At 59.5% G+C, this 24,885-nt stretch carries 24 protein-coding genes and 1 pseudogene; 15 read left to right on the forward strand and 10 right to left on the reverse strand.

Annotated elements, in window-relative coordinates:
* Positions 1 to 304: 304 nt before the first annotated feature.
* The 3 genes from sigJ to BLS48_RS06850 form a co-directional block, all read right to left on the reverse strand.
* Positions 305 to 1,165 (reverse strand): RNA polymerase sigma factor SigJ, encoded by an 861-nt coding sequence (gene sigJ / locus BLS48_RS06840; protein ID WP_167364980.1) that lies wholly within the window; start codon positions 1,163 to 1,165, stop codon positions 305 to 307.
* Entirely contained in the window at positions 1,162 to 2,424 is a 1,263-nt protein-coding gene (locus BLS48_RS06845) for an NAD(P)/FAD-dependent oxidoreductase (RefSeq protein WP_091576276.1), read from the reverse strand. Before BLS48_RS06845 ends, sigJ begins: the two co-directional genes overlap by 4 nt.
* Positions 2,425 to 2,724: 300 nt before the next feature.
* On the reverse strand, positions 2,725 to 3,594 hold the full coding sequence (locus tag BLS48_RS06850; protein WP_244529531.1) for a LysR family transcriptional regulator: 870 nt from the start codon (positions 3,592 to 3,594) through the stop codon (positions 2,725 to 2,727).
* 182 nt (positions 3,595 to 3,776) lie between these two features.
* On the opposite strand from BLS48_RS06850, the gene BLS48_RS06855 reads away from it, so the two are divergent.
* From BLS48_RS06855 to BLS48_RS06890, 8 genes are all read left to right on the forward strand, one after another.
* On the forward strand, positions 3,777 to 4,364 hold the full coding sequence (locus tag BLS48_RS06855; RefSeq protein WP_091576278.1) for a cytochrome b: 588 nt from the start codon (positions 3,777 to 3,779) through the stop codon (positions 4,362 to 4,364).
* 3 nt (positions 4,365 to 4,367) lie between these two features.
* Positions 4,368 to 4,919, forward strand: a complete 552-nt coding sequence (locus BLS48_RS06860; RefSeq protein WP_091576279.1) for a hypothetical protein — start codon at positions 4,368 to 4,370, stop codon at positions 4,917 to 4,919.
* 74 nt (positions 4,920 to 4,993) lie between these two features.
* Positions 4,994 to 5,803, forward strand: coding sequence for a peroxiredoxin family protein (locus BLS48_RS06865; RefSeq protein ID WP_091576280.1), 810 nt, complete (start codon positions 4,994 to 4,996; stop codon positions 5,801 to 5,803).
* Positions 5,804 to 5,817: 14 nt separating this feature from the next.
* Positions 5,818 to 6,717: a haloalkane dehalogenase gene (locus BLS48_RS06870; RefSeq protein ID WP_244529532.1), complete on the forward strand. Its 900-nt coding sequence runs from the start codon at positions 5,818 to 5,820 to the stop codon at positions 6,715 to 6,717.
* A 101-nt stretch (positions 6,718 to 6,818) separates the two neighbouring features.
* Positions 6,819 to 7,004: a hypothetical protein gene (locus tag BLS48_RS06875; RefSeq protein WP_091576281.1), complete on the forward strand. Its 186-nt coding sequence runs from the start codon at positions 6,819 to 6,821 to the stop codon at positions 7,002 to 7,004.
* Positions 7,001 to 7,951 carry an SDR family oxidoreductase gene (locus tag BLS48_RS06880; RefSeq protein ID WP_091576282.1) on the forward strand — a complete coding sequence of 317 codons (951 nt, stop codon included), beginning with the start codon at positions 7,001 to 7,003 and terminating at the stop codon, positions 7,949 to 7,951. Before BLS48_RS06875 ends, BLS48_RS06880 begins: the two co-directional genes overlap by 4 nt.
* Positions 7,948 to 8,376, forward strand: coding sequence for a hypothetical protein (locus BLS48_RS06885; protein ID WP_091576283.1), 429 nt, complete (start codon positions 7,948 to 7,950; stop codon positions 8,374 to 8,376). The genes BLS48_RS06880 and BLS48_RS06885 overlap by 4 nt, the downstream gene beginning before the upstream one ends.
* Positions 8,373 to 9,314: an SDR family NAD(P)-dependent oxidoreductase gene (locus BLS48_RS06890; RefSeq protein ID WP_091576284.1), complete on the forward strand. Its 942-nt coding sequence runs from the start codon at positions 8,373 to 8,375 to the stop codon at positions 9,312 to 9,314. The genes BLS48_RS06885 and BLS48_RS06890 overlap by 4 nt, the downstream gene beginning before the upstream one ends.
* 321 nt (positions 9,315 to 9,635) lie before the next feature.
* Here BLS48_RS06890 and BLS48_RS06895 read toward each other — a convergent pair whose 3' ends face one another.
* Complete coding sequence (locus BLS48_RS06895) at positions 9,636 to 10,514, reverse strand: class I SAM-dependent methyltransferase (protein ID WP_091576285.1); 879 nt, start codon at positions 10,512 to 10,514, stop codon at positions 9,636 to 9,638.
* A gap of 145 nt (positions 10,515 to 10,659) precedes the next feature.
* Between BLS48_RS06895 and BLS48_RS06900 the strand changes: the two genes are divergently transcribed.
* Together BLS48_RS06900 and BLS48_RS06905 are read left to right on the forward strand one after the other, a co-directional pair.
* Positions 10,660 to 11,253 carry a TetR/AcrR family transcriptional regulator gene (locus BLS48_RS06900; protein ID WP_167364981.1) on the forward strand — a complete coding sequence of 198 codons (594 nt, stop codon included), beginning with the start codon at positions 10,660 to 10,662 and terminating at the stop codon, positions 11,251 to 11,253.
* Positions 11,254 to 11,454: 201 nt separating this feature from the next.
* Positions 11,455 to 13,296: a type II toxin-antitoxin system HipA family toxin gene (locus BLS48_RS06905; RefSeq protein ID WP_091576286.1), complete on the forward strand. Its 1,842-nt coding sequence runs from the start codon at positions 11,455 to 11,457 to the stop codon at positions 13,294 to 13,296.
* 287 nt (positions 13,297 to 13,583) lie between these two features.
* Here BLS48_RS06905 and BLS48_RS06910 read toward each other — a convergent pair.
* Positions 13,584 to 13,846, reverse strand: a pseudogene (locus tag BLS48_RS06910) (IS21 family transposase); the annotation flags it as partial.
* 307 nt (positions 13,847 to 14,153) lie between these two features.
* On the opposite strand from BLS48_RS06910, the gene BLS48_RS06915 reads away from it, so the two are divergent.
* The 3 genes from BLS48_RS06915 (at position 14,154) to BLS48_RS06925 (ending at position 16,892) form a co-directional block, all read left to right on the forward strand.
* Positions 14,154 to 14,870, forward strand: a complete 717-nt coding sequence (locus BLS48_RS06915) for a response regulator transcription factor (RefSeq protein ID WP_208604594.1) — start codon at positions 14,154 to 14,156, stop codon at positions 14,868 to 14,870.
* A gap of 190 nt (positions 14,871 to 15,060) precedes the next feature.
* Positions 15,061 to 16,371: an 8-amino-7-oxononanoate synthase family protein gene (locus BLS48_RS06920; protein ID WP_091576288.1), complete on the forward strand. Its 1,311-nt coding sequence runs from the start codon at positions 15,061 to 15,063 to the stop codon at positions 16,369 to 16,371.
* Positions 16,368 to 16,892: a GNAT family N-acetyltransferase gene (locus BLS48_RS06925; protein ID WP_167364983.1), complete on the forward strand. Its 525-nt coding sequence runs from the start codon at positions 16,368 to 16,370 to the stop codon at positions 16,890 to 16,892. The genes BLS48_RS06920 and BLS48_RS06925 overlap by 4 nt, the downstream gene beginning before the upstream one ends.
* A gap of 168 nt (positions 16,893 to 17,060) precedes the next feature.
* Here BLS48_RS06925 and BLS48_RS06930 read toward each other — a convergent pair whose 3' ends face one another.
* Genes BLS48_RS06930 through BLS48_RS06950 form a run of 5 tightly spaced genes read right to left on the reverse strand, consistent with a single transcriptional unit; the run spans position 17,061 to position 22,521 of the window.
* Entirely contained in the window at positions 17,061 to 18,569 is a 1,509-nt protein-coding gene (locus BLS48_RS06930) for a M81 family metallopeptidase (RefSeq protein WP_167364984.1), read from the reverse strand.
* Between the two features lie 14 nt (positions 18,570 to 18,583).
* Complete coding sequence (locus BLS48_RS06935) at positions 18,584 to 19,642, reverse strand: ABC transporter substrate-binding protein (protein WP_091576291.1); 1,059 nt, start codon at positions 19,640 to 19,642, stop codon at positions 18,584 to 18,586.
* 35 nt (positions 19,643 to 19,677) lie between these two features.
* Positions 19,678 to 20,469 carry an ABC transporter permease gene (locus BLS48_RS06940; RefSeq protein WP_167365001.1) on the reverse strand — a complete coding sequence of 264 codons (792 nt, stop codon included), beginning with the start codon at positions 20,467 to 20,469 and terminating at the stop codon, positions 19,678 to 19,680.
* Between the two features lie 49 nt (positions 20,470 to 20,518).
* Positions 20,519 to 21,415: an ABC transporter permease gene (locus BLS48_RS06945; protein ID WP_091576292.1), complete on the reverse strand. Its 897-nt coding sequence runs from the start codon at positions 21,413 to 21,415 to the stop codon at positions 20,519 to 20,521.
* A gap of 2 nt (positions 21,416 to 21,417) precedes the next feature.
* The gene (locus tag BLS48_RS06950; protein ID WP_091576293.1) at positions 21,418 to 22,521 is read right to left on the reverse strand and encodes an ABC transporter ATP-binding protein; all 1,104 of its coding nucleotides are present in this window, start codon (positions 22,519 to 22,521) and stop codon (positions 21,418 to 21,420) included.
* 248 nt (positions 22,522 to 22,769) lie between these two features.
* On the opposite strand from BLS48_RS06950, the gene BLS48_RS06955 reads away from it, so the two are divergent.
* Positions 22,770 to 23,474 (forward strand): GntR family transcriptional regulator, encoded by a 705-nt coding sequence (locus tag BLS48_RS06955; RefSeq protein WP_091576294.1) that lies wholly within the window; start codon positions 22,770 to 22,772, stop codon positions 23,472 to 23,474.
* Positions 23,475 to 23,546: 72 nt separating this feature from the next.
* Complete coding sequence (locus tag BLS48_RS06960; protein ID WP_091576295.1) at positions 23,547 to 24,878, forward strand: aspartate aminotransferase family protein; 1,332 nt, start codon at positions 23,547 to 23,549, stop codon at positions 24,876 to 24,878.
* The last annotated feature ends 7 nt before the right edge of the window (positions 24,879 to 24,885 follow it).

Below are 24,885 nucleotides of genomic sequence, written 5' to 3' on the forward strand. Positions count from 1 at the left end.
CGCAAAGGCATGTTATCGATACCAAATCAACAAGACAACAGCCACATACGAGGCCCAATTGTATTATGGTCATGGGCACTAAGTTTGAGCCGCGGTCACCTTTTGATCTGCTACAAGGTCTTCCCGCGCCGTCTTGGTGCCTGGGGTGGATTCCGTAAAAACCCAGAGGGGTTCGAGTTCAAGAGCGTAAAACCAATACGAGTAAAAACTTCAACAAAATCAGATGCTTAATATTCTGTCTGCCTCGGATTGCATATCGTTCCGCCTACGGGCCATAACCCGACCGCTTCCGCCCACCCGAAGACTACGACTTGGCCAGCGCGAGTGCGTCGAGCTTGTCGGGGTTCGCGACCGCAAAGACCGAGCGGATTCTCTCCCCATCTGTATCAATCAGGATGGCGACGACGGGGTGTCCACTCGACGATATGACCAGAGCTGGCGCGCGGTTTAGGTCAATCTCATCCACGCTCACGCCAGTCGGCAGGGTCCGCGTCACCGCGAAAATGAACTGAGCGACGGCCTCTGCCCCGACGACGGGCCTCTTGAGGGCTAGCGCCTTGCCGCCGCCATCGCCATGCAGCACAACAGATTCATCGAGGAGCGAAACCAGCTTTGCCGTGTTGCCGTCGAGCGCGGCTTCCGTGAAGCTTTTCAACAGCGCATGGTGCCGGTCGCGGTCGATTGTAAAGCGCGGCCGCTCTTCGAGGACACGGGCGCGGGCGCGGCTGAAGATCTTGCGACAAGTGACGGCATCGCGACGAGCCACCGGCATAATCTCTTCGAAGCTAAAATCGAACGCGTTACGCAACACAAACACGACGCGCTCCAGCGGGGACAGGCGCTCTAGCACGGCCATCAAGGCAAACGATACGTCTTCGGTGCCAATGCCAGGTTCATCCGCGGTGAGCAACGGCTCAGGCAGCCACTCGCCGACATAGGTTTCGCGGCGCGCACGTTGATCGCGTAGGCGATTGAAGCTGAGCCGCGCGGTAATCGTCGCGAGGTAGGCCTTGTGCGAGCGTACCGCATCTTTTGGCGTGGATTTCTGCAGGCGCACGAAGGCGTCCTGCACAATCTCCTCGGCGTCGGCCCGATTGCCAGTAATCCGATAGGCAAGGGCGAACATGGAGGGACGAAGCTCAACGAAGGCGCGGTCAATGCTCACGCTATCTGAAGCTTCTTTGCCGTCTCGGCTTTTTGTAGCGCGTCGTTTGCTTGATCCCATGACACTCTCCGGCGCCCCGGCCAAAAGAACGAGCCCGGCATTCTACGCTCGAGTGTGAGCACATAGCTTACGAGCCACACGAAGAAATTGCGGATTTGGCGTGCCGTTTGACCTTTGACGATGAACAAGGCTTGCCGGTCATCAGGATAGCTGAAGAAGCCCACGCCGCTGCGGCCAATGGCGATGCCTTGGCCAAAGGTAGAGAAACTAAATGGCCGAATGCGCCGCTTTGCCCTATTCGCCAAAATAGCGTCCGCGGCGTAAGCCCCTGACACCAATGCGCTGAATGCCGACAATCGGTAAGGTGCGCCAGTCGGAGCGATAGGATGGACCGCGTCGCCGACAGCCAGGATATGCGGGTGAGAAACCGACCGCAAATTGGCGTCCACCCAGATTCGGTCTTGCGGATCAGTCGCCAAACCGGCACCGCGGGCGACTGGGGCAGAGCGCAGTCCGCCCGACCAGACACAAATGTCGCAGGCAAGGGATCGACCTCTATTGGTTACGACCTCTGCGGGCCCGACCTCAATGACAGTCTCGCCATCGATCAATTCAACACCCAGGCGGATGAGCTCGGCTCGCACGGCCCTTTCAACACGAGGTCCTCTGGACGCCCCGCATCGGGATCGGCAGACCATGGTCATTTTGACGCCCGGCCATGCGGTCTTGATTTCGCCTGCGACTTCGATTGCTGTCTCGGCGCCACCGACAGTGATGACGTGCATGGGTCGGTCAGCATTCACGCGTAGTGTCGACCGCAGCGCCGCCGCGGAATGTGGGCCGTTGCCGGCCTCAAGGCGATAGGCGTTCTCGGCTGCGCCCGGAACATCCTCCACGTCGATGTTTGAGCCCAGAGCAAAGATGGCCTGATCGAACACGATTTCGCGCATTTGAGTGTCGGTTTGGATCTGAACGTGCCTCAGGTCCGGGTCGAGCGAGGTGACGTTGCCACAGATGAATTCGATTGTGGTTCCCGCGACGAATGCCGAGATCGATGCGATGCGTGGCGCCACTGCGGCCACGATGCTCTCCTGCAGCCTCACTCGTTCCAGGAACTGATCCTGCGCGCTTACGAGGGCGATGCGCAATGGCCATTTTCGTCGGCTAAGCCTTAGCGCGGCCATTAGACCGGCATAGCCAGCTCCCAAGATGACAACGTCATAGGAACTTGATTTCTCGGTTGTCCGTGTCGCGTTCATACAAATCTCCACTGAGGCGCCTTGCACAACAAGACACGCCAGGAGGCTGAAACGTGACAATGGGCTGATCCCAGCTTGGCCTGCAGGGCAATTCCATGCCGAACGCGGACGCCGAGCGCGGCAAGATGCAGGCTGGCAGAGGTTCACGCCAAGCTTCGACGCAGGCTATCCGCAGGAGCTGCTGAACGGCGTGCGATCCTAGTCCGCCGATCCCGCTGCCTACAACAATCTTGCGATCACAGCCTGGCATTTTGAAAAGATGTCGATGCTGAGGATGGTCAGCGCAGCGGTTTTTTGCTGTCAGCGCGCCTGAGTCTTCAACACGTTGATAAATGCTTGCAGCGCGGCGGGCATCTGGCGCCGGCTTGGATAGTAGAGGAAAAAACCAACCGAGCGTGGCGTCCAATCTTCCAGCAGTGGAACTAGCCGCTTACATGTTACATGCGGCTCGGCATAAATGGCTGGCACGCGAGCGATTCCCACGCCATCCAGAGCGGCGCGAATAGCAAGATCACTCTCGCTGGTGATCAGGGAGCCTGTGACGATCACCTCCAGACTCTTGCCACGCTTCTCGAAATCCCACCGGTGGATCACTCCGCTCGCAAAACGCTGACGGAAACAATTGTGCTCCTGAAGGTCTCCCGGGACCTTCGGTCTAGGATGCCTTGTCAAATAGTCCGGCGACGCGACGATTGTCGCCCGCGCATCCTCGCCGACACGCACCGCGATCATATCCTGCTCGACGCGATGACCAGGCCGGATGCCCGCATCGAAGCGGTCGCGCACGATGTCCGTGAGCGCGCTCTCGATGACGACTTCCAAAGTGATGGCCGGATTCGCTGTTAGAAATGTCGCGAGGATCGGCTCTATGACCTGCTTCGCGGCGGGCCGCGGCACCGTGAGACGCAGGTGCCCCGCCGGCTTGTCGCGGAAGACATTGATCGACTCGACCGCCGCCTCAAAACTTTCAAGAGCCGGGCGCAACTCGGCCAGCAGGCGCTCGCCGACCTCCGTCAGAGCGACACTGCGTGTGGTGCGGTTGAGCAAGCGCACACCGAGCTTTTCCTCGAGCGCCCGAATGGTCTCGCTGAATGTCGAGCGCGAGACGCCGAGCTGACGCGCCGCCTTGGCAAAGCTCAGGCGCTCGGCCACCGCCACGAAGGCATTCATTTCGGCAAAGCCTAGCTTTCGCATTAGTCGGGAATTCCGAATAGGGCATACGGATCATGCCGGATTGTCGAACAAATGGTAAGACCCTAACTCCTCCGAAGCAAGCGAGCACTGACCGGACCTGCAGAATTGGGACCATCAACCGAACGGATCAGCGCCGCGTTCTTCGAAGGAGAAACGAGATGGATCAGGTTTCGCGCTACCACCCGTTACTCGTCGCGCTTCATTGGGTGCTGGCCCTGCTGATCATTGCGGCACTGGCGCTTGGCGCTCTGGTGATGGTCAATATCCCCAATACCGACCCGATGAAGCTCGAGGCGCTGCGTAGCCATATGAGCGGCGGCCTCCTCATTCTGATCCTTATGCTCATCCGCCTCTTCGTGCGGACGCGGACCCGACATCCGGCGCCCGCGACGGCAGGCAATCCGCTCCTCGATCGCATTGCCTGGGCCTCGCACCGGATGTTGTACGTCGCTGTTTTTGGGATGGCCGGCAGTGGCCTCTTTATGGCTGTGCAGGCCGGGTTGTTCGGCATTGTCTTCGGCGGCCACGGCTCCCTGCCCCCCGACTTCTGGGGCTTCCCCGTGCGGATGGTTCATTACGCGTTTTCACGTCTCCTTATGGCTCTGATCGCCCTCCACGTCGCCGCCGCGCTCTTTCACAGCCGGATGCTCAGGGATGGGTTGCTGCGGCGTATGTCCTTCGGACGTCGCGCCCTGAAGACGAACGCCACCGCAGCCACCCTCGGCCGCCCTCATGCAGGAGTTTGACCGATGACCTACATGATGCCCGCCCAAGCAGGCGCCCAGCTTTTGAGCCTGATCGTGTTCGCCGCCGCCGCGCGCTGGTACGTGGTGCCCTGGCTCAAGAGCCGCTCCCGTGCCGACGCGCTTGGCGCGCTGCTTTGGGTGCATGTATTCCGCTATGTGGCGCTGCAGGTGTTCTCCGCGCAGCATGACGGTTTTCCAATCTCGGACAGCGGCGCCCTGGAGATAGTGATCGGTGACGTCGCCGGCGCGGTGATTGCGTTCGCGGCGATCGCGCTGCTCCGATATCGCGCGCGTTTTGCCATCCCGCTCGCCTGGTTGCTCGCGCTGGAGACCGTCTACGACACGATCACCAACATCCAAGGCGGCCTGCGCGAGCATCTGATGGGCGCAGCGAGCGGCGTCACCTGGCTGGTCCTGGTCTATTTCGTCCCGATGGTGGTGGTGAGCTGCGTGCTGTTCGTCTGGCAGCTCTACGCAAGACGTGGGGAGGCGCTCGACTCCATGCGCGACTGCGACTTTCGCTCGCAAGCCAGCCTCGCGCTGAAGGCTTCATAGAAGACGACGATCAACTGTTGAGCTGGCGCCGGCGGCGCACGCCGCGTTTCGACCCATACCAAGGAGTGGATGACATGACCATCGGATTGATACTTGCCAGCCTCTCGCTTGCGACAGGCGCCGGCACGATCGCGAGCTATTACCCGAAGATGCAGAGCAACCAGGCGACTCTGCTCCCGCGGCGGCAACAGGCCCTGATGGTACTCGCATTGCTGCTCGCCATAAGCGCTTTCTTTCTGCAGCCCGGGATCGTCGGCTATGTCCTCGGCGCGCTTGCGATCGTGCCGGCTGCGTTGTTCCTGTTGGGAACTTCCACCAGCGGATTGCCGAGCCTGCAGCCCGCAGTGAGCGTCGGCGCTCTCGCGCCAGATTTCTCGGCAATCGATGCCGAAGGCATGCCGTTCCATCTTTCAAATCTGCGCGGAGAGCCCGTGTTGATCAAGTTCTTCAGGGGGTACTGGTGCCCCTACTGCATCGCCGAACTGAAACAGCTCGACGATTCCGCGAAGGAGTTCGCCGCGCTCGGCATCAAGCTTGTGGCACTGAGTTCCGACCGTGTCGACGAGTTGCGGCCTTTCAAGCAGAAGCAGAATTGGGACATCACTTTGCTGGCAGATCCCGAACTCGTCGTTCATCGGCAATACAGAGTCGAGTTCCGCAAATTCTCACCTAAACGCGGCCCGTTTCGTGATCTCGCGATTCCCACGACGATACTTATTGACCGAGATGGTCGCGTTCTCTTGCTCGAGCAAACGAGTGACTTCCGCGTGCGCCCGCAGGCGTCGATGATCCTGGCCAAGGCCAAGGCACTGCTGGCGACCAATGAGCGACAGTTCGACCACGCGGCGTCCTGCGACGTCTGCGCCGCAATCGATCCCACTTGAAAGGAACCACCTGCGTGACCAGCAAAGTGATCAGCGCGGCCGATCCCCATCCACGCCAGCGCGCCAGCGTCCTCGATAGCGAGATCAGCTACGTCGACACCGGCGTCGGCGATCCAGTGGTATTCCTGCACGGAAACCCAACCTCCTCGTATCTCTGGCGCAACATCATCCCGTATGTCAGCCCGTTCAGCCGTTGTCTCGCGCCCGACTTGGTCGGCATGGGCCGTTCGGGAAAATCGCCGGCCAGGTCGTATCGGTTCGTCGATCATGCGCGCTATCTGGATGCTTGGTTCGATGCCCTCGATTTGACCAGAAACGTCACTCTGGTCCTACATGACTGGGGCTCTGCTTTGGGCTTCCATCGCGCCTTCCGCTTTCCAGAACAGGTGAAGGCGATCGTATATATGGAGGCCATCGTCCAGCCGATGCATTGGGCGCACTTCGGCGAAGCCGGCGGCATCTTCCGCTCGCTCCGCTCGCCCCAGGGAGAGCAGCTGATCCTCGACCAGAACGTCTTCGTCGAGAGGGTGCTGCCAAGCGCGATACTCCGTACCCTGGGCGAGGAGGAAATGGCCTCCTATCGCGCGCCTTTCACCGAAAGGGAGGCGCGCCTGCCGACCTTGATCTGGCCGCGGGAGATTCCCATTGACGGCGAGCCGGCGGACGTCACCGCCATTGTCGAAGCTTATGGGACCTGGCTCTCCCAAAGCCCGCTTCCCAAGCTCTTCATCGCCGGCGACCCCGGCGCCATCCTTTCGGTCAATGGCCTCGCCCGCGACTTCTGTCGGACTTGGCGGAACCAGCAGGAAGTCATCGTGAACGGTCGACATTTCCTTCAGGAAGACTCGCCCCATCAGATCGGCGAGGCGCTGCGGGAGTTTGTGACGGCCCTAAGAACTGACCGGTGCCCTTAAACGTCGACCAAAGGAATAGCCCCAATGAAGTCTGGCAAGGCATCGATGGCTGCGCTGGAGTGTTCAGTGTTGGCCGATCGCGCCGTTCCCGGGGAATTAACATGAGCACGCAGCAGGTCTCTCGCTACCATCCCGTGCTGGTCGTTCTGCACTGGATGCTGGCCTTTCTGATCATGGCTGACCTGGCCATCGGCGGGCTCATCCTCGTTCATATACCGAACGGCGTTCCCAAGGAGATCGAAGGCTTCGGTCCCATATCGCCAAAGCAAGAATCGAAACGATCATGAACCAGGACAACGATCTCCTCAATATGTACGCAGATCCACTCACTCGATGGGATGATGCCATGCATGGAAAAATCGTGCTTATCACTGGCGCCAACAGCGGCATCGGTTTCGTTACTGCCCGTGAACTGGCAAAAATGGGCGCGCAGGTTCTGATGGTCTGCCGCAACGCTGAGCGTGGAGCCCAGGCTCAGACCGAAGTCGCGATGGAGGCCACTGGACCTGTGCCGGAACTCTTGCTTGCAGATATGTCGTCGCAAGCTGAAGTTCGAGCTCTCGCCACTGAAATTGGTCGACGTTTCCACAGCATCGACGTTCTGATCAATAACGCTGGAGCCATTTTTGCCCGTCGTGAATTGACCGCGGACGGCATCGAGAGAACGTTTGCGACCAACTTTCTGGGTCCGTTCCTGTTGACTAATCTCGTGCTCGACCTTGTACGCACGGGGGGCGGTCGCATCATTAACGTCGCATCGGAATCTTACCCGCCCAAGCTCGATTTCGGCAATCTTCAAGGCGAAAAGAGATACAGCTTCTTGAACGCTTATTTCCGCTCGAAACTCGAGAACATCATTTTTTCCATGGACTTGGCGAAGCAACTCCAGGACTCCGGGGTTACCGTCAATTGCTTTAGCCCAGGGCCGACCAACACTGGGTTCGGAGACGGCATGTCCGGCCTCGCCGGTCTTTTTCCCCGCCTAGCGAAGAAACTGTTTCCGAGTCGCGAAAAGGGAGCCCGCACCTTGATTTATCTGGCGTCCTCACCCGAGGTAGCGGACGTCTCTGGCCGGTTCTTCCTGCGGCAACGAATCAGGCGAACCAAACCTGTAACTCATGACGCCGAGATTGCAGCGCGGCTCTGGCATTTGAGTGCCGAGCTGGTTGGCCTACGCGTCGAGCAGCCCAAACCTAGCACTTCCGCGAAAGCCGTTTCTCGGAGCGTGGCATGAGAATTCTTTGGACGCTTTCGCCTTGGCTGAGCCGCCTCATCATCCTGGCGGTAGCCGCCCTCTTCACCATGATCAGTCTCAAGTTCGTCTTCGATCCGCAGCAGGCCGCCGCGACTTCGGGCATCGCCATCGAACCGGGCCTTGGCTTCACAAACACCCGCGCGGGGTTCGGCGGTTTTCCGCTGGGATTCGCGTTGATCCTGGTGTTCTGTCTGTTTTCGTCGCGTTGGTTGCTTGCCGCGCTGTCATCCATCGCCATAGTAACAGCAGTGATCTTTGTAGTGAGGGTCTATGGCGCGGCACAGGACTCCACCTTCAGCCAAAGCGCGCATCTTTTGATACCTGAAGCTGGGATTCTGGTCGTTTCGCTCCTGGGCGTGGCGATGGAGAAGCGGCGGCGCGCCAACACGATGGCAAAGACGTGAAGCCCGTCAAAGTCGACGGATCGGCCAGCGGAAGGCGGATCGCGCTGGTGACTGGCGGCACCGACGGCATCGGCAAGGCGATCGCGTTGGTCCTGGCCAAAGCGGGCGTGGACGTCATCATCATTGGGAGCATTGGCGAAAAGGGCACCGCCGTCGCCAACGAATTGCAAGCTGCGTCCGGTGACTGCCACGTCGAGTTTCTGCAGGCTGACCTTAGCCTCATGTCGAATGTCGATGCGCTTGCAGCACAGGTCTCAGCACGTTGGCCACGACTGCACTATTTGGTACTTTGCGCGGGCGTCATGTGCGGCCGGTACACACGGACAGCGGAAGGAATTGAGACGAATTTCGCCCTCAACTATCTGAGCCGCTTCGCTTTGACCGAGGCCCTGCTTCCGTGTCTCGTTGCTAGCGGGGACAGCGATGACGTCTCCAGGATCCTGGTCATTGGAGGCGCCGCGCAAAACGGCAAGATCCAATACGAAGACGTCAATCTGACGAAGCGATTTGGTATCCTACGCGTCGTGTCGCAGTTCTGCGAGGCGAACGACGAGTTCGTCCTTGAACTATCACGCCGAATAGCGGCGGCCCACTCGTCATCGCACGTCACTGTCACCGGCCTCAAAGTCGGTGTTGTACGCACCGGAATCCGGCGGCAATTCCCACTGTGGATGAAGTTGTTGGTGCCGCTGCTCGACCCATTCTTGTCTAGGTCGCCAAAACAGATTGCCGCTTCCGCGTTGCACCTTCTGCTCGGTCCGAAATTTGAGGGCGAAACCGGTGCATTGTTTCTCCACATCAAGCACTTCAAAAGACTTCAGCCGGGACGGCACACAAGCGATCCCGCGCAAGGACAAAAATTGTGGGATTTCAGCCGACGCCTTATTGCTCAAGCTCGGACGGTCAACGCGAACTGTGTGCCCTGTACCAACTGCTAACTGGTATTCCGGCCATCATTGAGGTTCGGCAGGCGAGGATGCTCCACGGCAGAAAATATGCACAAATACGTCCAGGCGGTGGTGACAACCGAACGAGTTGCCGCAAGCTGGGCATGACGGAAGCAGGCCTCAGATGATTTGCAGGCCTTGGCGGCGCAGATTAGATGAACCAGGGCGAGATCGCCGAGATGAACAGCCCGGCCGAATTCTTCTTGTACCCGCGTTAGCGTAGCAAGCAGTTCCTTGCCTAGATCCTGAAGTAGCCGGCCCTGTCCCGCGGGCTGATTGCCCCTGTCGGACGAGCGAGCGAATGCCGCCTCCTCACACCTGCCCACCCTTGCCGGGCGTCGCGCGAATATAGTTCAGGTTCGTGGTTCCGACCGCGCCGATGTCTTCAACCTTGAACCGGTGCTCGCTGAGCAGCGCGGCGATCGCCCGCATGTCGATATGGCCATGTCGATGAAGTCTCGGCAGCCAGTGGGATCTGCGCCCTGGCCCGCCGAAATCAATGAGGAGCAGCCGACCTCCCGGTTTCAGCACGCGGCCGGCTTCACGGACAAATTCCGACCGAACGGGCTTCGATAGATGATGCAGCATCAGCGTGCCGATGACGATGTCGAACTGCGCATCGCCGAAGGGAAGTGCCTGCGCCGTGGCGTTGACGAAATTGAGGTCAAGGCTGGCGCGTCCTGCCTTGGCGCGCGCTCGCTCGATCATTTCGGCTGAGGCATCTACGCCGGCGACGCGTCCGCTCGGGCCGACTTGTCGCTTCGCCGCAATGGCCAATGTTCCCGTTCCGCAAGCGACGTCGAGCACTGACTCGCCAGGCCAGAGGTTTGCCAGGCACAGCATGGCCTCGCGGAAACGGTTCTCGCGACCGAAGGTCAGCGCGCGCACCAGAAGGTCATAAACCAGCGCCCGGTGCAGGACGATGCCGATGCCCCTGTAGGCGGCGCCATGCGCTCCGCCGCCGCCGAACGCCTTGTGACGCAACCCGCCCCACAGGGCCACGACCACGACCGCGGCAAGGACGAGACCGTGGAGGGCTGCCGTCCAGGTGCCGACCTCGATGTAGCCCATGCCCAGTTTGGCCAGCACCAGTAGACCCGCGACCAGCGTGAACTTGGCGAGCAGGACCAGCACGATGGCGCGCTTTCGGGAATGCATTCCGTTGCCGGCATTATGATCGGATGAGTGCATGCTCAGTGTCCTTCCGCTCCGTTGTGAGGTGCTCAAACATCATTGAGCTTCTGGACGCGGCGTATCATACTGGACACAACGTCCGAAATCGATGTTGCCGGACAGTAAGGCGCCGACTGCCCAGAACCGGGCACATGGAGGATCTATGACCATGAAAATCGAGCGAGCGGGCGACACAGGCACAATCGACCGTCGCGTCGCGCGGACCCGCGCCCTGCTGCAGGATGCCATCATCGCACTGATCCCGGAGCGCGGCTATGCGGCAATTACGGTCGACGACATTTGCCGCAAGGCGAATGTCGGCAGGTCGACCTTCTATACCCACTACACCGACAAAGACGCCCTGCGTAGCGCCACACTCGAGGCGCATCTCCGTTCGCTGAGCCGCGAGCAGCTGTCGAAGGAAGAGCGAACGGGAAGCCGGGTGTTCGATTTCAGCCTACCGATGTTCGAGCACGCGCAGGCGTTTCGCTCACTTCACCACGCGCTGCTTGCGAGCAGCGGCGACACCATCCATGACCAGATGCGCCAGCGTATCCAGCGTGCCGTTCGCGCGGAGCTTTCCGGAAAGCGGGTCGGCGAAGCCGGCGTCCCCATCGAATTCGCCGTCCAGTTCATCGCCGGCGCATTCCTTGCAGTGCTGGCCTGGTGGCTTCCCAGCGACATGAAACTTTCGCCCGCACACGTCGATGAGCTGTTCCAGAAGATGGCGGGACAGGCCATCGGCGCTCGAGGATAACAGGGCTGAGCCCAGAACTCCTTGCATCGAAGTCCAGATAATCGTTACAAATCAGTAATTTAACCATCATGCTCAAGGCACTTGGCTTATTGCTATATGAAACTATCGCGTATTTCAGATACGCGATAGTTTCTTAGAGGATTGAAATCTCGAAGAAAATCTGTAACTTTCCCGTATCTGAAATGCGCGAAAGTTGCATGCATGCCCCTCCATCTCGTCGGCGAAAACATCGATAAAATGCGCGCTCACCGCCAGGCCGAGGCCGGCAAGCTCGTCCAGCTGATGCGCGGCATCTATGTCAATGCCGACGACGACATAGACCAGACGGTGCGGACCCATGCGGTACGCATCGCCAAATACCTCTATCCGAACGCCTACCTGTCCGCCGCCAGCGCCGTACTGCTTGGCCCCATGCGCGATGGCCGCCTGTTCCTGACCGGCCGCCGCGCGCAGCGGCAGCGCATCAGGGCGCTCGAAATCATACAGAACAAAGCACCGGACCATCCATCCGTCGCGCAGGCGACTGTCGGCGACGACATGGGCGAACTGCGCGTGGACGTTTCTTCTCTGCGGCAGCGTTTCCTAGAAGCCTTCCGCATCCGTAGCGAACATGCCGCCTCGTTCGACGAAACGATGAAAGAAGGAATCGCAGCGCGACTGATTGAAGAATACGGCAGTCCGGAGGGTGCCGCCGATGCGGTGTTCAAACTTGCCCGTGACAATGACTGGCTTCATGAAGGGAGCGCCGCCGAACGCTTCCTCAAACGGAAGCCGGCTGCCCCCGCCGCCGTCGCAAACCAGGCCGCGCTCGACCTGATGGTGGCGTGGCACGGCGCGCCGATCGGTAACCTGGTGCATGATGGCTTCGAATGGCGATGGCAGGCGTCCGAACCGGGCGGTCCGCCGCTCGTGCGCCAGACCACGCCCGGCAGATTGCCTCCCTTCATTGAATCGCTGTTGCCGGAAGGCTGGCTGAACCGGGTGCTGAACAGCCCGGATGAACGCACGGAACTGCGCACCGGCAAGCGGTACATGTCGAACATCACGATCGTAGAGCGGGCAAGCGAGTTGGCGGCCCTGCCGGCTGATGTTCTGCTCACAAGGCTGCACAGCTTCACGGCGGATCACGAGTTCACCGGGATCTATGTCGGTCCCGGCCGCGGCGACATCCAGGATACGTTCGAACAGAACCTGGCGCGCATGTTCGCCACTGGCGCAACTCCGCGCCTTTCAGGTGTGCAGATCAAGGCGCCGATGTTCCTCAATGCCGACGGCACCCTGATGCCGAGTACAGACAAGCCGTTCACGCATATTCTGAAGCCGGCCGGTACGTCGGGATTCGAGGCGCTGCCCGCAATCGAATGGCAATCCATGGAACTCGGCCGCGCGGTCGGATTCACCGTGCCTGCCATTGCACTCGTTACCATGCCGGATGGCATGCCGCACGCCCTGGCTGTTGAACGGTTCGATATCCGCACCAGCCTTGATGACGTGCGTCGTCTGGCGCTGGAGGACATGACGTCAGTCCTGGGCGTGCGGGCGGAAGACAAATACACAGGCACCATGGAACGGATTGCCGGCGCACTGCGCCCCCTCTCGACCGACTCAGACGCGGACCTGCTGCTGCTTTTAAGGCGGGCACTATTCGCGTGGCTGATCGCCGATGGCGACATGCATCTGAAGAACATGGCCGTGCTGAAAATCGCGGAGCCAGGCAGAGGAGATTTTAGCTCCGTTCGCATGGCGCCGCTTTACGACGCGGTGTCAACACGGGTATTTCCGAATCTGCAGCATGACCACATGGCGCTCAAAATCACCGGCAAAGACGAACGCCTGAAGAGAGCGGATTTCAAGCGTTTTGCGGCGACGGCGGGTATTCCGGCGGCGGTTGCGGATACGGCCATGGATGAACTGGCAGCAGCGCTTGCGCGCGGCCTGGACGACCTCACGCTGCCGGCGCCGCTGACCGGTGGATCGACGGGCGCTGAACGGGCGGCGAAGATGCGAGAGATTGTCCGCGAACGCCTGGATACGTTTCAATAGCGTCGAGCGCGTTTTGCAGTTGGTGCCTAAACGGAAGGCTCTCTTCCCGTGTCCGGCGTACGGAGTTCCTTGGGGACTCGCAAGATGCGCCGGTAGATCCGCAAAGACCCATCGGGCAGGTCATTCAGCGCCCTGTTCATGAGATAATCCTGCAGCTGTCGTCAGTCTCTGTCCCGCCGTGTGCCGTCCAGCATCGCCGCCGCCATGGCGACGCTGCTGTGGCCCGCTCGCCTTTGGCTACGAAGGCAGAGCTGGACTGCCTCGGCCGCATTTTTGAAATGCCTCGGAAAGCGGCGGTTGTAGCGGCTGTCGATAAAGATCGCGTCCACGGCCGTCTTCATGTTGTCGGAGATGCCGCGCGTGCAGGCGCCGCGGAAGGAGCTGAATGCCCGCTCATGGGGTTGGATACCATCTCCCGCGTTTCGCGCGGATAGGCCCGCACGAGGAACATATGGCGGTGGGAAAGCCGCGTGTGCGCAAGCTTCACCGTTACCGTCACGCCATCGAGCAGAACGATCTCGTGGCTCCAGTCGAACTGGTAGGCCTCGCCTGCCGCAAGGGGCAACCGATGTAGGCTTCGTTCGCGGCGCCGCCGCAATCCGACTCCAAGCATGCCGCCAAGGCCACAACTCCTGCTTGTCACGAGCAATCACAGCGATTATGTTGCAACATAATCAAAAGGTAAAATCTGACATTTAGACAAATCGACAAAAACCTCGGAGCGGAGAAGCCTAAATCAACTTATTAGTCACATCTAACGAAAGTCGCCAGCCATTCTATTTCTGGTTTGTTGCAACATTATGGTGACGTCGAGAGAATTAATTCGAGGCGTCTCGTCAACTGTGAGTCTAATCGGTATGAGACCTTGCATCCTCGTTTGCTCTGCCGACGCCAGTTATTATCTGCTTATCAGCTATATCCTCGAAAACGAGGGATTTTCCTGCCTGCCCGCCCGCGATTGCGCAACGGCGCTAGAACTCTTGCTGCAACAATCCTTCGCGGCTGTGCTGCTAGACTGCAACGACAATCTGTGTTGTGGGCCCGACGCAATCGATCGCATGTGTCAGGCAAGCAAGGAACGGTCAATTCCGCTCGTTGCGGTGTTGCCTGCGGGCAATGAGGGTCGGTATCTCGAACTCCTGAAGGCTGGCGTCACTCACATCTTTGTATCACCCCATCCGCCGGCGCAGATTGTCCACGTCTTGCGCCAGCTGGCTGCAATGGGCGAACAGTTGGTCCCGCCGGGCCTTGGCGAGACTGGGCTGATTTGGGGAAAGCTCGAACTCTTTCCGAGACAGCACCGTGTGCGTTACGACGGAAACGATGTCGTCCTTGGGCCGATACAGTTCAAGCTACTGGCGACAATGATGCTGGAACCTGGGCGCATTTTCAGCCGCGACGAATTCATCCACGCGGCATGGCCACCCAACATCCACGTCGAACCGCGGACCGTCGACGTGCATATGGGCCGGTTGCGCGATGCGTTGCGGAAGGCAGCCGGCCGAGATGTCATCCGTACGGTGCGTGCGGCGGGCTACGGACTCGAGAACCCGCTCGAGCAGATGGGCGCCTAGCGGCATCGAGCTCGAATGCGGCTCGCCGGTAAGGCGGTCATCAAAGTTTGTCGCAAAATTGTTTCCGGCTTTATGGAATTTCACCGGCCATTTGCCGACTATCCCGGACGACGAGACATGGCGCGGATCTGATTTCCCTTTCATCGGACCCTGCCGTTTGACACGCCGCGTCGAGCGCTGGAGGAATTCGATGGTCAGTCAGTCTGTCGGACAAATTGCCAAGAGCGACAAGCGCGCGAGCCGGAACACAAAGAGCCTCATCGACAAAGCGAGCAGTCATTTCGCCACTGCGCGCCTGGCGGGGCTAATGGCAGTGTATGCTCGTCCATTGCCGGGGCGAGGCGTGGCAATCAGCACAGGCCCGAACAAGGAACAGCCGGTGGTCGACTTCGTCCGCTGCTCCTATCTTGGCCTGGACAACCATCCGAAGATCGTTGGTGGTGCGCTTGAAGCCATCGAGCGCTACGGCACACTACACTGGTCATGCGCGCGCACCCGTCTCAATTTCGGTTTAATCGGCGAACTGGAAGAAAACCTGTCGGACCTCTTCGACGCGCACGTCATTGTCTACACAACGGTGCTAGCCGCCAACATGGGCGCACTTCCAATCTTGGCTTCCGGGCACCTTACCGGGGGCAAGAAGCCGGTGATGGTTTTTGACCAGTTGGCGCATGCGTCATTGGCGTTTCACAAGGGAACGATCGCCGAAGAAACCGAAGTCGTGACGATCCCACACAATGACATGCAGGCACTCGAGACTATCTGCCGCGACAAAGCCACCGTCGCCTATATCTGTGACGGCGTCTATTCGATGGGTGGCGGCGCCCCCATCGCCGATCTGCTGGCCCTGCAGGAGAACTACGGACTTTTCCTCTATATCGACGATGCCCACGGAATCTCGATTTTCGGCCGCAACGGCGAAGGCTACGCACGCTCTCAGATCAGAGGGCCGCTTGGGGATCGCACCATCATCGCGACCTCACTCGGAAAGGGCTTCGGCGCATCCGGCGGGTTGCTCATGCTGGGAACCTCGCGACAAGAAGAACTGTTTCGCAGCTTCGCCATCGCACACGCCTTTTCGGCCTCGCCGAATGTTGCGGCAATTGGTGCGGCACTTGCGTCGGCCGAACTGCATCGCACTCCCGAATTGCATCGCCTGCAATCGACACTTCAGAACAGATTGCAGCTGTTTGATGGAGTGTTTGAAACGAGCGGGGCCGGGAGCAAACTCCCGATTCGCTTAGTCACCATTGGCGACGAACTGGTCTCGATTGGAGCGGCTCGCGCCATTCTCGACCGCGGCTTCTATGTATCGGCCGTTTTCTTTCCGACTGTTCGCAGAGGCGAATCCGGCTTGCGCATTTGTCCCACCGCTGGACATTTTCCCGAAGACATCGAGCGCCTGGGCGAGGCGCTTGTCGAGATTGTCCCAACTGACGAAGCCCCAGAGCCGCCGACATCGCCTGCCGCGAAAACCACCAAGGCTGGAGGAGGTCGTTGAGAGTTCTGGAAACGGACCGGCTCTTTCTGCGCCCTCTTCAGGCCTCGGATGCGAGTGCGTTGTTTCAGCTTCACTGCGATCCGCTTGTCGTTCGGCTTACAACCGACGGTCAGCCGATGACCCGGGACCAGTCAGACGAGCGCCTCGACCTTTATCTGCGCGAGGCGAGAGATTTTGGACTGGGGTTCTTTGCCGTCTTCGAGAAGCAGCCAAACGGTGATCTTCTGTTCGCGGGACGATGCGGCCTGCGCAGCTTCAAAAATGACGCTGTCGAAATCGGCTATTGCTTCTCTGAACGCGCTTCGGGGCGTGGCCTGGCGACTGAATCGGCCGGACTGATGATTGCCGACGCTTTTGGCAGGTTGGGTTGCCAAAAGCTGGTCGGATTGGTGCGCCCTGCCAATCAGCAATCGCAAAAGGTCCTCAGGAAGCTTGGGTTCACGCAAAACGGCATGATCTGTTGTCGCAACGTCAACTACCGCAGTTTCGAACGGAACAATGGCGAGACGGGACGTCTATGAGGTTCGCCCCATCCCCGCGAACGGCCATCCAGTATCTTCCGACCCGAGAACCGAGGTTCTTTGCAAGTGAAGTCCCAGTAGCGCGGTCGCGATTTCATCACTTGGTCCATTCAGAGCGTTCGCTTGATGTTCGATGCACTCGCTTGTCGTTCAAAAAGAGCGGGCGCACTACGATATCGCTCTGTCGAAAGTGCGCACCTTCACCACGGGATCGCCGACATCGTGTTCCGGCCAGAACCGGGCCTTGCGATAAGTGAGCGAGCCCTTGGTGTAGTATCCAACCCCTGGCGTGCGAACCAGCAGCGGGGTGGCTGCGGCGCCGAAATTCAGCTTGAAATGGTATCCAGATTTGACGACGAAAAAATCGCGTGAAACAAGTTCTATGCCCTGGCTGGTGAAAACGGCTGGGTCGTGACTGAACGCTGCCTTGGTTGTCAAAACGACGAGCAGCCGGCCATCGATCTCCACGACGGCGGTGCGTCCCATGCTTGAGGGTTCGCCGCCCTGGAAGGGACCGGCCAAAATGAAGTCGCCGCTGCTCAGGTGGATGACTTTGCCGGTGATAGGCAGAGGCCTGAAGCCTGGTGTGATCCGACCTCCTACCGCGCAGGCAATGACGTTGCCCAGTCCGGCTTCGAAGGCGATATCGACGGAGCGGGGATCCGTAATTGGGATTGCTCCGCGCAGGTCGTCGTGGCGGTGCAATGCGGCTTCCAGGATCGCAGTACTGTCTCCAGGCGCGCCGGCAAGCACACGGTCACCCATATCGGCCAGGACGAAAGGCCGACGGGAATTTGCTGCTGCAACCGTGTCGAGGGCCTCGGCAATCGACAACAATTCGTCAGTGAAACGGGCGCGATTTTCCCAGAAAGCCCGGGCGAGCGAATTCGCGACCAGCTCGCCCTTCTTGCCGGCATCATTCGTCAGAACGACGGCCGCCTGGCCGATATTCTCATCATCCGCGTAGCGGAATACGTTAAAGAGGGAGACGTCCCAGATTGCCGGGCAGCCCTTCGCCGCAAGGCGCGCCTGGTTGTGGATCTCGTGCAGAGGACCCCCGGCTGTTTCGGCCGCGCCTGGCAGGATCATCGGGATCTTGGCCATCGCGGTCACCGGACGCAGCGCGCCATTGAGCATCGCCAAAAGATATGCGGCGACCTTTTCACCGCATTCGACAACGTCGGAGTGCGGGTTTTCCTTGCAGGCAATGCAGATATCGACCGCAGCCAGCATGGCCTCCGTGACGTGCGCATGAAGATCAAGCCCGATACCGATCGGCACTGTTTTGCCCACCGCGGCGCGGAGCCCTGCGAGCAGATCTCCTTCCGCGTCCTCGATGCGTGTGGTTCCCATGGCGCCATGCAGCTCGAGCGCAATCGCATCGGGGTCGAGGGCGATGGCATCCGCAATGAGACGCTCCTTGACTCCGATGAAGAAGGCATGATCGACCAGTCCGCCAGGCGGCGCGACCACCGAAATGCTGGGCAGAATTTCTACCTGCTCCTTGGTGAGTTTCTGGACGATGCCGGCCAGGGTAGAGCCCGAAGTCGCAGCAGCTGCCATCAACTCGTCGCCTGCCGAAATCTGGAAATCGGCTGCGCAGGTTGGCTGTGGATTGAACCCGTTCGACTCGTGCCATATCCGTGCGACGAGAACACGCGGCGCAGATCTGTTCATGGTCATTCTCCTGTTCACTGCTGAATCCAGGCGTTCCACCGCTCAAGCAAGAGAGCGGCGTTGTCATTGATCCATTTAGCATCTGGAACGATGGGGCTGTTTTGGGGATCAGTCGTGCTCGGCATATCGGCGCGGGCTTGCGGGGACATCAATTTGACGGCCTCGCTGCTTGGCGGTTTGCACGACAACGCTTCGCAGACCTTGGCCTGCGCAGCCGGCGTGTTGAGCCAATATTCAGCCAGTTTAAGCGCGTTCTGGCGATGCGGCGCGTTCTTGATCAATGCGATCCGGTCGCCGACGAGGAACGAAGCAGCGTGTGACCACGCAATGGGCAGGCCCTCGCTTTTCAGAGCTTTGGCGCGGGTCAGCCAGATCTGACCGACGACATAATCGCCATTGCGAAAGCCCTGCATGCTTTGATCCCCGGTCTTCCACCACAACGTCACCGCCGGTCGGATCTGTTCGAGCTTGGCCAAGGCCCGGTCGATGTCGAGCGGGAACAGTTTTTCCGGTCTCACACCGTCGGCAAGCAGGGCGCTTGCCATGACCCGCCAGGGATCATTGAAGTCTGGAAACGATCGGCCGCCAGGAAATTTCTTCAGGTCCCACATGTCGGCCCAGGTCTGGGGACTTCTGCCGTCGAAGGCGTCCGATCGGTAGGCAAGGAGGGTCGAATTCGAGAGCAGCCGCACCCCCGCCGCAGTACAGGCGTCGGGATCGAGGTTCGCGTGCGTGAAAAATTCCTTACAAAACTCCGAGAGGTTCTCGGCGTAGAGCAGGTGTTGCTCGGAAGCCGCCTGTATCTCGCCTTGCAGGTAAAGGTCCCAGCTGACATTGCCCGTCTTGACCATCGCGGCTGCCTTAGCCCGCATCTCGGCGTTGGTGGCCGCAACGGTGACGACCTCAATGCCCGTCCTGGCTGTAAACGGATCGAACCAAGCCTCCCGGAGTGCCTTTTCGTATGCACCACCGGTTGTCGCGACCACGATCGTCTCGGCGGCAGCGGCGCTGGACACCAAGGCGGCCAGACACGCCGCTGTCGCTGCAGACATTTTCTGAAAAGCCCAAAGCATCGAAGTTCCTCCCGTCTGGTTTGGTCAGCTAATTTCTAGTTCTGCCGGCTGGCCCTAATGGCTGCCATCAGCAGCAGAGACACGCCTGCCAGCAGGGTCGAGACAGCGGCAATCACTGGTGTGAGATTAAAATCAATGTCCTCGAACATCTTCCGACTGATGGTCTTCCCGCCCGTATCGGAAAGGAAGAACGCCACTGTCGCCTCGTCGAAGGAGGACAGGAAGGCGAACACCGCCGCGACAGCGACCGAAGGCGAAATATTTGGGAGCACGATGAGCAGAAACGCTCGCGTCCGGTTGGCCCCACAACTGAGCGCGGCAAGTTCCAGCGTGAAATCAAACCGTTGCAGCGCGGCCATTACGGTGACCAGCACATAGGGAACGGCAAGCACTGTGTGGCCGATGAGGAACCCCACGAGATTTCCTGTCAGCCGCAGGGGCGAGAAAATCAAATAGAGTGCGACACCGAAGACCACATGAGGAACCACCATGGGCGCAAGAGAAAGCGCCTGAAGGGCTTGTTTGCCCGGCAGATCCCCGCGGGTCAGAGCCATTGCCGCAAGTGTGCCGATGGCCGTCGCAGAAAGGCTGGTTGCCAGCGCGATCTTCAGGCTGAACCAGGTTGCAGCCATCCAGTCCGGGTCGGACAGGTATTCGCGATACCAGTGCAGCGTCAGTTGATGGGGCGGAAACTCGATATGATCAGCGCTGCCCAGCGAAATTGGCAAAATGACGAGGGTTGGCAGGACAAGGTAGAAGAGGATGAGGCCGAGCACGGCGCCTTGCAGTAAGACGGCGACCGTAGATGCCCAGGGCCTTTGCCAGATGGCGGCGCTGTTGCCTGCCAGAGAGGCCGCTTGACGTGGGTATCGGGTTTCAATCGACACTTGCAAATCCTTTGGACATGGAAAAGGCCTTGCGGAAAACCAGCACCATGGTCAGCGTCGCGATCACCAGGATGGTTGAAAGCGCGGCAGCGAAGGGCCAGTCGAGAAGGACTGTCGCTTGCTGACCGATCAGTGTCGCGACGATCAGAGTGCCTGGTCCGCCGACCAGTGCAGGAGTGATGTAAAAGCCGAGGGCGAGGATGAAACACATGACGCATCCGGCAAAGATACCCGGCAGGCTGAGTGGCAGGGTGATGCGCAAAAATGCCATCGTGGCGCCAGCCCCAAGGCTACGGGCAGCGCAGACATACTCCTGCGGGATCGACCGCAGCGCCGCGAAAATCGGCAAGATCATGAAGGGCAGGAGGACGTGGGTCATTGCCAAGATGACCGCCCCTTCATTGTAGATGAGCTTGAGGGGCGCTTCGATCAATCCGAGCTGCTGCAGGACGTTATTCACCACGCCATTGCGTTGCAGAAGCACGATCCAGGCATAGGAGCGAACCAGCACCGGCGACCACAGAGCGATAAACACCGCAGCCGTGGCAACGGCGGCCAGGCGCCGTTTGAGGCTGGCCATCGCAAGGGCGACTGGATAGCCAAGTACGAATGAGGCGATGGTGACGGACAGAGCAATTCTGAACGTTCGCGCCATGACCGAAAGATAGATCGGCTGCTCGATGATCTTCCGGTATGCGGTGAAATCCAATGCCGGCGTAAACAGGCTCAGCTTGATCAGCGCTGCAATCGGATACAGGAAGCCAACCAATAAGAGCAGCAGTAAAGGACCGATCAATGAAAACGACAATGCCCGCGAGTAGCGGCTTGCCGGGCCCCCCGGTCGACCGAGACTATGATCGCTTGGCCTGGAAGCTACGTCAGCCATGATCAGGCTTCCGGCGCAGCAAAGACATGGAAGGCTTCCTTGAACGCAAACAAGTCAACACGTTCGCCGCGTCTGAAAGGACCTGCCGATGTGGAAGCGGGCAGTTGGACCTGCACGATCGGCTGCCCGATCGTGGCAAGGCGCACCAGATAGACGCGGAAGGCGCCGACGAAGATCTCCGCGTCGATGTGGCCGGGTATGGCGGTCGCTGAATCGGGCGGGGCGAATGACAGACTTTCGGGCCGAACCGCGAGCTTGACAGCTCGACCCCGCTGCAGGTGCCCTGCCCCACTCAAGGACGGGGACGGGGCAGGGATGGTGATCCTGTCCGATATGCGGATGTGGCAGGTACCGGCTTCGTCACGTTGGCATTCACCGTTGATGAAATTCATCTTGCCAACGAACTGCGCGACAAAGGGTGAGCATGGCCGTTGGTAAATGTCCGCTGGAGCGCCGAGCTGGACAAGGGTTCCACCAGACATGATCGCCACACGGTCGGACAAGGTCATCGCTTCGTCCTGATCGTGGGTGACGTAGATGACGGTAGCGCCGAGCTTGGACTGGATGCGTTTGATTTCCAGCTGCATGGCCTCTCGCAAATTCTTGTCGAGGGCACCGAGGGGTTCATCCATCAGCAACACAGGGGGCTCGCACACAAGCGCACGGGCAACAGCGACGCGCTGCTGCTGGCCGCCCGAGAGCTGATTTGGGTAGCGATGATCAAAACCGACCAGCTGCACCAATTCGAGGATCATCCTCACACGGTCCCTGATCGCTAGACGATCCACCCGGCGCATACGCAAAGGAAAGGCCACGTTCTGGTGGACCGTCATATGCGGAAACAGCGCATATTTCTGAAAAACCATGCCAATGTTGCGCCGGTTGGGTGCGGCTCCGGTGATATCCTGGCCGCCGATCGAAATCCGGCCAGAGCTCGGCGCTTCGAACCCGGCGATCATGGTCAGCAAAGTGGTCTTGCCGGACCCCGATGGTCCCAGCACTGACACGAACTCGCCCGCCGCAATGTCGAACGAGACGCCCTCAACCGCAACGGTGCGTTCAAAGCGCTTGCTGAGGGATTGGAGAGATAGCGTTTTGCCGATCAAGCTGGTGTTCCTCCGTGCGAAGAATGTGCCCGCGACTATCCGACCTTCGGAAGGATACCAGCGCCCTTGTCGTTGCTGCCGTACAAGCCCGCATACGGCTTTTGATCCCGGTTTCATCCATCGCCACGTCAAAACAGAGGACGCGAGACCGGGAAGATGTTATGCAGATGTCACACAAACTTTACCGTGACTTCATAGTCGCATTTTGATGCAACAAAAAACTCAGCCTGTCAACGTCAGGATTTTCGATGGCCTCCAGCACCCCATTCGCCAAAGAAGACGACAGACAGCCAACTCGCCTGGGCGATCGCGTCTACGAGCAAATCAAGGAACGTCTCATCCGGGGCGCCTATGGTCCAGGCGACAAGCTGACCGTTCGCGGCCTGGCCGAGACCTTGGGGGTGAGTTCCACGCCGGCGCGCGATGCCATCAACCGCCTGGCCCTCGAAGGCGCACTGGTCTACGCCGGGCCTAAAACGGTTATCGTTCCGGCTCTCGACCCCGAAGTCCTTGAAGAGATTACACTTATGCGCCTGGCTCTTGAGGGTCTGGCCGCCGAGAGGGCCGCTGCTCGCGTGGCGGACGAGGACATTGAGGCGCTCAAAGAGACCCAAGCACGGATCAACGCCGCCCTCCGTGAAAGGCGGTACGCGGAAGCGTTGTGGAGCAACAAGGAATTCCATTTCTCGATCTACAAGCTCAGCGGGATGCCCCATCTGCTCGCTACGATCGAAACACTTTGGTTGCGTATCGGGGCCTCGTTCAATGATCTGTATCCAGAATTCGCCGAAGCGAAATATGGCATACACAATCACATGGCCGCACTTGAGGGACTGGCCGAACGCGACGGCAGTGCCGTCCGTGCTGCGATCGAAAGTGACATTCGGGACGGCTATCGGCGTATGAGACAAGCCACTCGCGAACGGAACGCCATACAATCACTACCGTCGTGATATTTTTGTTGCGTCAATTCCGTTTGTGTGTTTTTTGTTGCAACATAATTGTGCTGCGATGGAAAACATCTGATGACGACACGACAGGTTCGCCTCAATCAGGCCCGTCAGGTATCCAATCGGCTTTACGACCGCGGACTTCGCGTTTTTCCCGACGGCACGACACGGATCACCGTCGAGCGTGATCCGGTCCCGCGCTATGCGAAAGCAGGCCGGGGCGCTTACCTGGAAGATGTGGACGGCAATCGCCTTCTCGACCTGAACAACAATTTCACCACGCTCATTCACGGCCATGCCTACGCCCCGATCGTGGAAGCCGTTGCATCGCAGCTTGCTTGCGGAAGCTGCTTTGCGAACCCGACTGAATATGAAATCAAGCTTGCCGAACTGCTGGTCGATCGCATCCCGTCGGTTGAACGGGTTCGCTTCGTCAACAGTGGCACCGAAGCCGTCATGTTCGCAATTAAAGCGGCCCGTGCATTTACGGGCAGGCCTGCCATCGCTCGGATTGAGGGGGCTTTCCACGGTGCCTATGACTGGGCGGAGATCGGCCAGGCAGGAACACCTTTGACCTGGGGACCACCGGAGGATCCGCTGCCAGTCCCGCTGTATGCGGGCGTTCCGGCCTCTATCGCGGACGATGTGCTCGTTCTGCGCCTCAACGATATCGGAGGCTTGCAGCGCCTGGAGGATGCGGCCGACAGACTGTCTTGTATTCTCATAGATCCGATGCCCAGTCGCGCCGGCCTGATCGCTGCAGATCCAGAATTCCTCACGGCATTGACGGAATCGGCGCGCAGAAATGGCGTCCTTGTCATTGCCGATGAGGTGTTAAATCTGCGACAGGGCTTTCAAGGCGCGTCCGCAAGATATGGGCTCACGCCAGATCTTGTGGCGATGGGCAAGATCATTGGCGGTGGCTTTCCAATAGGCGCGATCGGCGGTCGCGAAGACGTAATGCGCGTTTTCGGTACTCGCCAAGCCAAAGGAAGTTTGCCGCAGGGGGGCACGTTTTCAGCGAATCCCGTATCGATGCTTGCCGGCTCCATAGCCATGCAGGCGCTGACGAAAGACGAATTCGATCGGCTCGAGCAGTTGGGCAACCAAGTCAGGGCCGGCCTGTCTGAAGTGATCAGGCGCCATTGCGCAGCATTTTCGGTAACTGGTGCGGCTTCGCTTTTCCGCATTCATCCGAAGGAACAGCCGCCGTGCGAGTTCAGGCAAGCATTCTGCAATAAGGCCGAAGCAGAGACGTTGATGAGATTGCATCGACATTTTCTGGCGTCTGGCATCCTCCTGCCAAATGGCGCAGCGGCCTCGTTGTCGACGCCCATGGGAGCGGCAGAAATGAATATGATCGTCGAATGCTTCGACGATTTCCTCAGCCAAGCAAACCAGCGTTGAAGTGGGG

Origin of the sequence: Mesorhizobium qingshengii (genome assembly GCF_900103325.1) — a bacterium.
GTDB classification, from domain to species: Bacteria; Pseudomonadota; Alphaproteobacteria; order Rhizobiales; family Rhizobiaceae; genus Mesorhizobium; species Mesorhizobium qingshengii.

What these genes read in the sequence shown, in the direction of transcription:
- BLS48_RS06850 (WP_244529531.1), bottom strand. Translation starts at nt 3,594, where the DNA reads ATGAATGCCTTCGTGGCGGTGGCCGAGCGCCTGAGCTTTGCCAAGGCG.
- BLS48_RS06845 (WP_091576276.1), bottom strand. Translation starts at nt 2,424, where the DNA reads ATGAACGCGACACGGACAACCGAGAAATCAAGTTCCTATGACGTTGTC.
- BLS48_RS06885 (WP_091576283.1), top strand. Translation starts at nt 7,948, where the DNA reads ATGAGAATTCTTTGGACGCTTTCGCCTTGGCTGAGCCGCCTCATCATC.
- BLS48_RS06955 (WP_091576294.1), top strand. Translation starts at nt 22,770, where the DNA reads ATGGCCTCCAGCACCCCATTCGCCAAAGAAGACGACAGACAGCCAACT.
- BLS48_RS06875 (WP_091576281.1), top strand. Translation starts at nt 6,819, where the DNA reads ATGAGCACGCAGCAGGTCTCTCGCTACCATCCCGTGCTGGTCGTTCTG.
- BLS48_RS06915 (WP_208604594.1), top strand. Translation starts at nt 14,154, where the DNA reads ATGAGACCTTGCATCCTCGTTTGCTCTGCCGACGCCAGTTATTATCTG.
- BLS48_RS06930 (WP_167364984.1), bottom strand. Translation starts at nt 18,569, where the DNA reads ATGAACAGATCTGCGCCGCGTGTTCTCGTCGCACGGATATGGCACGAG.
- BLS48_RS06920 (WP_091576288.1), top strand. Translation starts at nt 15,061, where the DNA reads ATGGTCAGTCAGTCTGTCGGACAAATTGCCAAGAGCGACAAGCGCGCG.
- BLS48_RS06855 (WP_091576278.1), top strand. Translation starts at nt 3,777, where the DNA reads ATGGATCAGGTTTCGCGCTACCACCCGTTACTCGTCGCGCTTCATTGG.
- BLS48_RS06865 (WP_091576280.1), top strand. Translation starts at nt 4,994, where the DNA reads ATGACCATCGGATTGATACTTGCCAGCCTCTCGCTTGCGACAGGCGCC.
- BLS48_RS06935 (WP_091576291.1), bottom strand. Translation starts at nt 19,642, where the DNA reads ATGCTTTGGGCTTTTCAGAAAATGTCTGCAGCGACAGCGGCGTGTCTG.
- BLS48_RS06895 (WP_091576285.1), bottom strand. Translation starts at nt 10,514, where the DNA reads ATGCACTCATCCGATCATAATGCCGGCAACGGAATGCATTCCCGAAAG.
- BLS48_RS06860 (WP_091576279.1), top strand. Translation starts at nt 4,368, where the DNA reads ATGACCTACATGATGCCCGCCCAAGCAGGCGCCCAGCTTTTGAGCCTG.
- BLS48_RS06905 (WP_091576286.1), top strand. Translation starts at nt 11,455, where the DNA reads ATGCCCCTCCATCTCGTCGGCGAAAACATCGATAAAATGCGCGCTCAC.
- BLS48_RS06880 (WP_091576282.1), top strand. Translation starts at nt 7,001, where the DNA reads ATGAACCAGGACAACGATCTCCTCAATATGTACGCAGATCCACTCACT.
- BLS48_RS06945 (WP_091576292.1), bottom strand. Translation starts at nt 21,415, where the DNA reads ATGGCTGACGTAGCTTCCAGGCCAAGCGATCATAGTCTCGGTCGACCG.
- BLS48_RS06960 (WP_091576295.1), top strand. Translation starts at nt 23,547, where the DNA reads ATGACGACACGACAGGTTCGCCTCAATCAGGCCCGTCAGGTATCCAAT.
- BLS48_RS06900 (WP_167364981.1), top strand. Translation starts at nt 10,660, where the DNA reads ATGACCATGAAAATCGAGCGAGCGGGCGACACAGGCACAATCGACCGT.